Origin of the sequence: Daejeonella sp., assembly GCF_046590655.1 — a bacterium.
Taxonomy (GTDB): Bacteria; Bacteroidota; Bacteroidia; order Sphingobacteriales; family Sphingobacteriaceae; genus Daejeonella.
The window spans coordinates 1-6,533 of record NZ_JBKJUM010000127.1 but is presented as its reverse complement, the minus strand read 5'-3'; the positions used below and the strand labels follow the sequence as shown (position 1 = coordinate 6,533).

3 protein-coding genes are annotated in these 6,533 nt (G+C 40.5%); all 3 read left to right on the top strand.

Annotated elements, in window-relative coordinates; all coding sequences use genetic code 11:
* On the top strand, positions 1-1,143 hold a 1,143-nt coding region (locus ACLL8Z_RS11975), incomplete at its 5' end, for a Gfo/Idh/MocA family protein (protein WP_411275026.1).
* 711 nt (positions 1,144-1,854) lie between these two features.
* The gene (locus ACLL8Z_RS11970) at positions 1,855-5,058 is read left to right on the top strand and encodes a SusC/RagA family TonB-linked outer membrane protein (protein WP_411275025.1); all 3,204 of its coding nucleotides are present in this window, start codon (positions 1,855-1,857) and stop codon (positions 5,056-5,058) included.
* Positions 5,059-5,070: 12 nt separating this feature from the next.
* Positions 5,071-6,533 (top strand): RagB/SusD family nutrient uptake outer membrane protein (locus ACLL8Z_RS11965; RefSeq protein ID WP_411275024.1); only part of this gene is annotated, 1,463 nt, incomplete at its 3' end.

The window sequence follows — 6,533 nt, the reverse complement described above, 5'->3', positions numbered from 1 at the left end:
AGCTCATTACATTCACAAAGACGGGTTGATCAAATAAGTATCATTTATTCTCGCAACGAAGAAAATGCCAAACGATTTGCTCGTGATTATCAGATACCAAATTACGCTACCGATCTTTGGGACGTGGTAAGTCATCCAGATACCGAAGTAGTACTAATCGCTTTACCTAACCACCTTCATGAAGAAGCGGTAAAAGCTTGTGTTGCAGCAAAGAAGCATGTAATTTGTACTAAACCTTTGGGCCGTACAACTGCCGAAGCAAAACGAATGCTGGACATGGTAGAAGAAGCAGGAATTTTTGGCGGCTACCTGGAAGATTTGTGCTATACACCAAAGTTTTTAAAATCATTATCCAGTGTACAGGAAGGAAGCCTGGGTCGTATTCTCTGGACTCGCTCCAGGGAAGCGCACCCCGGTCCGCATAGTGATTGGTTTTGGGATAAGGAAAAATCAGGTGGTGGGGCAATCATCGATCTTGCCTGCCATTGTGTTGAAATTGGTCGTAATTTTATAGGTAAAAATATAAGGCCGGTTGAAGTAATGTGCTGGGCGGATACTCAGGTACACCCTATAGAGGCAGAAGACCATGCCTTGGGTTGGGTCAAATATGCCGATGGAGCTATCAGCCAGTTTGAAGTAAGCTGGACTTTCAGAGGCGGAATGGATTTGAGGGATGAAGTGGTGGGAACCGAAGGCAGTATCTGGATAAATAATTTTTTGCGTACTGGGTTTGAAATGTTTAGTACCGGCAAAGGTGGCTATGTAGCGGAGAAAGCCGAAGTAAACCAGGGTTGGTTATTCCCGGTAGGAGATGAAGCACACGAATTGGGATATACCAATATGTTTACCGATATGTTTGAAGCTATTGAACAAAAGCGACAGCCGATGGAAACTTTTTACGACGGATATATTGTAAATACCATTTTAGATGCAGCCTTGAAATCTGCCAGAACTAAACAATGGGAACCGGTACAAATAGAGGATTGGAGAGGAGATGAAACTACTAAAAGCGGGCAGGTTTTAATCCCATACGATAAAGAAAACTGGCTGGTTAAAGAAGAAGTATTACCTAACGGAGATGTTGCCTATATTCTAAAACATAAAAAAACAGGTATTATAACGCGCAAAAGTAAATTGAATTAATCTGACAAGATATAATTGGTATGAAAAACCCGAAAATGAAGTCAATACCACACTTGTCGTGGAAAGCAACTTCGTTCCATCCGGTTTTGCCAATCTGAGGAAACCTCCAATTCTGCACTATTAAAGCAAGGCTGCCGGCGGCTCAGCTTTGGGAAGCCCACTTATTTCCATCAAAAACGTATTTATGAAAAACATATCCCTGTAGGTACAGAGCTATGTTTATTATTTTTAAAACTTAAAATTACCCAACAACAACCTGTTGTTTTGAGGTCAGGACAGAGCAGGACAGAAGAGTAAATATTCATTTCTAAATTGTGATCCAGTTTAAAAACTTAAGAAATTTTACCGACTAGCTAAACCTGCATAACGATGAATGAAAACGTCAACAAAAGTACTTTATTTTACGGAAGCTGTTTTGCACTAATCACCACCGCCTTTACATTCGCCATTAGAGCGGGGATTTTATCTCAGCTTGGCAAAGAGTTTGAGCCGAGCCCTTTCCTTCCATACTGATTGTTTTATTCATTATATGTTTCTTTTGGCAAAAAAGGACAAAAAACGACATGATAACAGCTGCACACTAATAAAAACGTTGCAAGCACATTGGTTGGTAGAAAGTGGCTTCTTAACACTAATTACAGCTGATTTTTTATAAAATGATTCGGAAGAATATCTAATAACCTATTAAACAAAACCACTAAATTTAAGTACATGAGAAAACAAATTACAGCACCAAAAAACAGGTATTTAAAAGGAAAATGGAGGGTGATAAGCATCGGCTTATTATCTCTGGCTCTGCTTATGAGCTTCAGTTTTCTACCTGTAACCGCAGCTTTGAAAAATCATAGCGGCCGAATTACTACTACCTCAGGCAACAAATTCGTTCCGGGTATCATATTGCCCAAAGCAGATATTCCGGTAAAAGGAAAGATCACTGACCAGAAATCCGGAGAAGAGCTGATAGGTGTTTCTGTGAAAGTAAATGGAACTAATATTGGTGTTTCTACAGATGCGAATGGAAACTATTCTCTGAACGCGCCCGAAAATGGAACTTTGCTTATTACTTATATCGGTTTTGAAACCCAGGAGGTTACTGTGAACAGCAGAGGAACTATCAATATTCTTTTGGTAAGGACCAACACTTCACTAGATGAAGTTGTAGTGGTAGGTTATGGTTCTCAAAGGAAACGGGATATCACGTCTGCAGTTTCAACAATAAATATGGAAGATATTGGGGAAACTCCTTCAAGAGGTATTACGCAGTTGATTCAGGGACAGGCGCCGGGGGTAGTAGTGAGGCAACAAGACGGACGCCCTGGAGCTGAATTTCAAGTGAGGATCAGGGGAATCGGATCCCTGGGTGCGGGTAGTGAACCCTTGTATGTAGTTGATGGATTTGCCTTGGGAACCAGTACTGGTCAAAATATTAATCCCAATGATATTGAAAGCATTTCAATATTGAAAGATGCCGCAGCCACTGCAATTTATGGAGCAAGAGGCTCAAATGGCGTGGTGCTGATTACCACAAGGAATGCTAAAGAAGGGAAGATGAATTTGAATTTTTCTGTTGATTACGGTATTCAGAATATTCCTGATTCACGAAAGGTGACTGTTTTGAACGGGGTTGAATTCGCCCAGTTTAAAAAAGATGTTTTCATGGACCAGATCCGATATTTTCAGAAAAGAGAGCCTACTATTGATGAGGTCCCAATAGGCTACCGTTTTCCGGAGCAAACTAAATATTCAACCAATTGGTTTGATGAGATACTAAACAAGAATGCCCCTTATACCGACTATAATCTTAGCCTGACTTCAGGTCAGGGATCCATCAAATCAATGGTTTCATTAGGGTATTATAAAGAAGATGGTGCTGTGATTAAAACAGATTATGACCGATTTTCTGCCCGCTCAAATATAGGAGGAAACATAAATAAATTTATTTCAATGGGCTGGAACCTGAGCGGAACCTTTACCAGACAAAATCTAGCAAATACGAATGGTCGTGGTGCCATAATAGGTCAGACGCTCATTATGGATCCCCGGGAACCTATGTATGAAAGCGATGGAACTATGAGACCATATATAGGAGGATCGGATGGGGTGTTTGGATATCCAAATCCTGTGTTCTTGCTCAATAATGTTATCAATAAGCAGGATATAGCCGATGTTTTGTCTAATGGTTTCTTGGAGTTTGCTCTCCTTAAAAATTTAAAATTCAAGTCGTCACTTAATGCCCGGTTAACCTATAATAGAACCAATGGATTTGTTCCTTCTACTATTGGTGCTGGAACTGCGGCAGGACGTTCAGGAGCTCCTCCCAGAATTGCTACAGCAAGTGCCTCAACCGGGGAATTAACTAACTACTCAGCAGATCAGATATTGAGCTATGAACCCAAGATCGGTGAAAATCAAAAAATAGATTTTCTAGCCGGTTTCACTGCTCAGGAAGAGAAGGTAAAAAACGTCTCGGGAACAGGAAATACTTTCCCTGACGACCTGGTTCCCTACCTGGGTTCCGCCATTTTAAGATCCTCCACCTCGGGAGAATTTGGATGGAGTCTGCTGGCTTATTTAGGTAGGATGAACTATTCTTTCAAAGACAAATATTTATTTTCCGCGTCAATTCGCCGGGAAGGCAGTTCCAGATTCGGTGCAAAGAACAAGTACGGAAATTTTCCTGCCGCATCAATCGGATGGAGGGTTACAGAAGAGAACTTCATGCCAAAATTTTCATGGTTAACAGACCTGAAATTCAGAGCCAGTCTAGGTAAAACCGGTAATAACAATATTGGTAACTACTCCAGTTTGTCATTCCTGAACACTAACAATTACATTCTGAACAATGCGATAGCCTCAGGTATCACAGTAGGCTCTTTCGCAAACTCCACTTTAGAATGGGAAAAATCTGATCAGCTGGATGTCGGTATGGATCTCTCATTGTTCAATAACAAGGTGGTTATTACAGCCGAATACTATAAAAAAATTACCAACGACATGTTACTATCTATAAGTATACCAGCAGTGTCCGGATTTACTTCCAGTTTGTCCAATATTGGAAAAGTGGAGAACAAAGGGTTTGAATTCGCAATTGATCATAGAACCCAATGGGGTAAGTTTAATATCCGTAATAGTTTTAATATCGCGTTCAATCGCAATAAAATACTTGCTATCAAGGGACCGAATGATGCCTTGTACTCTGGTAATTTTTATGGAGGATATAATGTGCAGAAAGTAGGTCGCCCTATCGGGATGATTTATGGTTATAAGAAGCTCGGAATTTTTAATACTCAGGAGGAAATTAATAAATCACCCTTGCAGGATGGCGTTATTCCCGGGGGCATGAGATTTTTGGATGCAGATGGTAATGGTGAGGTAACGTACGATACCAGGGACATGGTGGAAATAGGCAACCCTAATCCGGATTTTACCTGGGGACATACTCTTGATATGGATTTCAAGAGGTTTGATTTTAATATTTTACTTCTGGGTGTTCAGAATGTCGACATATACAGGAGTATTGAAGCCTCTACCATGAATATGGATGGTGTCTTCAATGTGTTGGACAAGGCAAAAGATCGCTGGAGGTCTCCTCAAAATCCGGGTTCCAATCCCAACGCAAAAAATTCACAGGGTGGCACCAACTACTTTAAATGGTCTCGTGAAAGCAGCGAACGTTATGTGTATGATGCTAGTCACCTTTGGATTAGAAATGTAAGCCTTGGTTATGCACTACCAAAAATTAGAAATGTCAGTAACGCCAGAGTTTTCCTAAGTGTAACCAATCTGGCTCTGTTTACTAATTATCCAGGCAATAATCCCGACGTAAGCCAAAGAAGTACTATTGAAGGTGGAAACGATGACGAAGCTTATCCTGTTCCAAGAACATTTGCGCTAGGGGCTAAACTTAACTTTTAAACTTTAATTCTTATGAAATATTTAATCATTTTAGGAAGCTTAATTATTTGCCTGGCACCAGTTTCATGCAAGAAGGATTTTCTCAACAAGACCGACCCTACAAGAATAGGCACGGAATTATTCTTTAAAAACCAGGAACAGGTGGATAGGGCCTTCAACGGTATATACGGACAATTGCAGGGTATAACTAATTCCGCTTATATTTTCAAGGAAATGGTTTCTGATAATACAGTGTTTGATTTTAACCCATTAGACCGTGGCGGTGCCGCGGGCTGGGAGGCTTTTGAATTCTCAACGGTAAATTCAGGAAACGGCGAGATTTCCAATTTATGGAATAGTTATTTCAGTGTTTTGTACAATGTAAATAATGCGCTTGGCAAACTTCCTACATCCAGTATAACTGAAGCTTCAAAAAAAGAAATGGATGCCGAACTGAAGTTTATTAGGGCATTTTTATATTTTGATCTGGTACGTTATTTTGGAGATGTTGTTCTGGTAACAAAAACTTTAGAAACGCCAGATGAAGCATTCAATCTGTTAAGGGTACCTCAGGCTCAAGTATATAAACAGATTGAAACTGATTTGAAAGATGCGATAGTTTCAATTCCCGTTAAACACTCTGCCGTGAAAGTTGGACGTGCCACCAAAGGTGCCGCTTTAAGTGTATTAGGCTCTGTTTATCTGACACAGAAAAAATATGCTGAAGCAGTTTCAACTTTAACTGAAATTCTGCCTCTTGGATATGCCTTGTTGCCTTCTTATGCAGATGTTTTTGATCCTAAAAAGAAGAATAGTGTAGAATCGGTTTTTGAAATACAATACCAGGGTGGTAACGATTTGGGTGAACAAAGTAATTTCATGTATATCTTTGCTCCGAGACTTTCTGCAGGTATAATTACCGGTTATGCAAACATTACCCCCGGCGGACGTAACATACCTACCAATGACCTCATTGGAGCCTATGAGAACGGCGATTTACGCAAAGATGTATCCTTAAAGACGGGGTATACACGAAATAACGTGTTTATACCAATTCCTTACATCAATAAATACAACCATGTTCATACTATTGCCGGACGCACAGATAATAACTGGCCGGTTATCCGATATGCTGATGTATTACTGATGCTTGCAGAAGCCATTAATGAAGTAACAGGGCCAGCTACAGCCTTTGACTACTTGAATCGGGTTCGTAACCGTGCTGGTCTGGCTCCCTTGTTTGGCCTGGACAAAGCTGCATTCAGAACTAAGGTGCTGGAGGAAAGAAGGGTGGAGTTAGCCTTTGAAAACCATCGTTGGTTTGATCTGAAAAGAACTAAATCTCCGGCAGAATTAGCAGCTTTCATGAACGCGCACGGTTCGAAAGAGAAGGCTAATCCTACAGTTGGAAGGGGAGGCATTGCCTTCAATGCGTTGGATTACATTTATGCTGAAAACGAGTATATATTACCAATACCAGCCTCCCAGATCCTGAT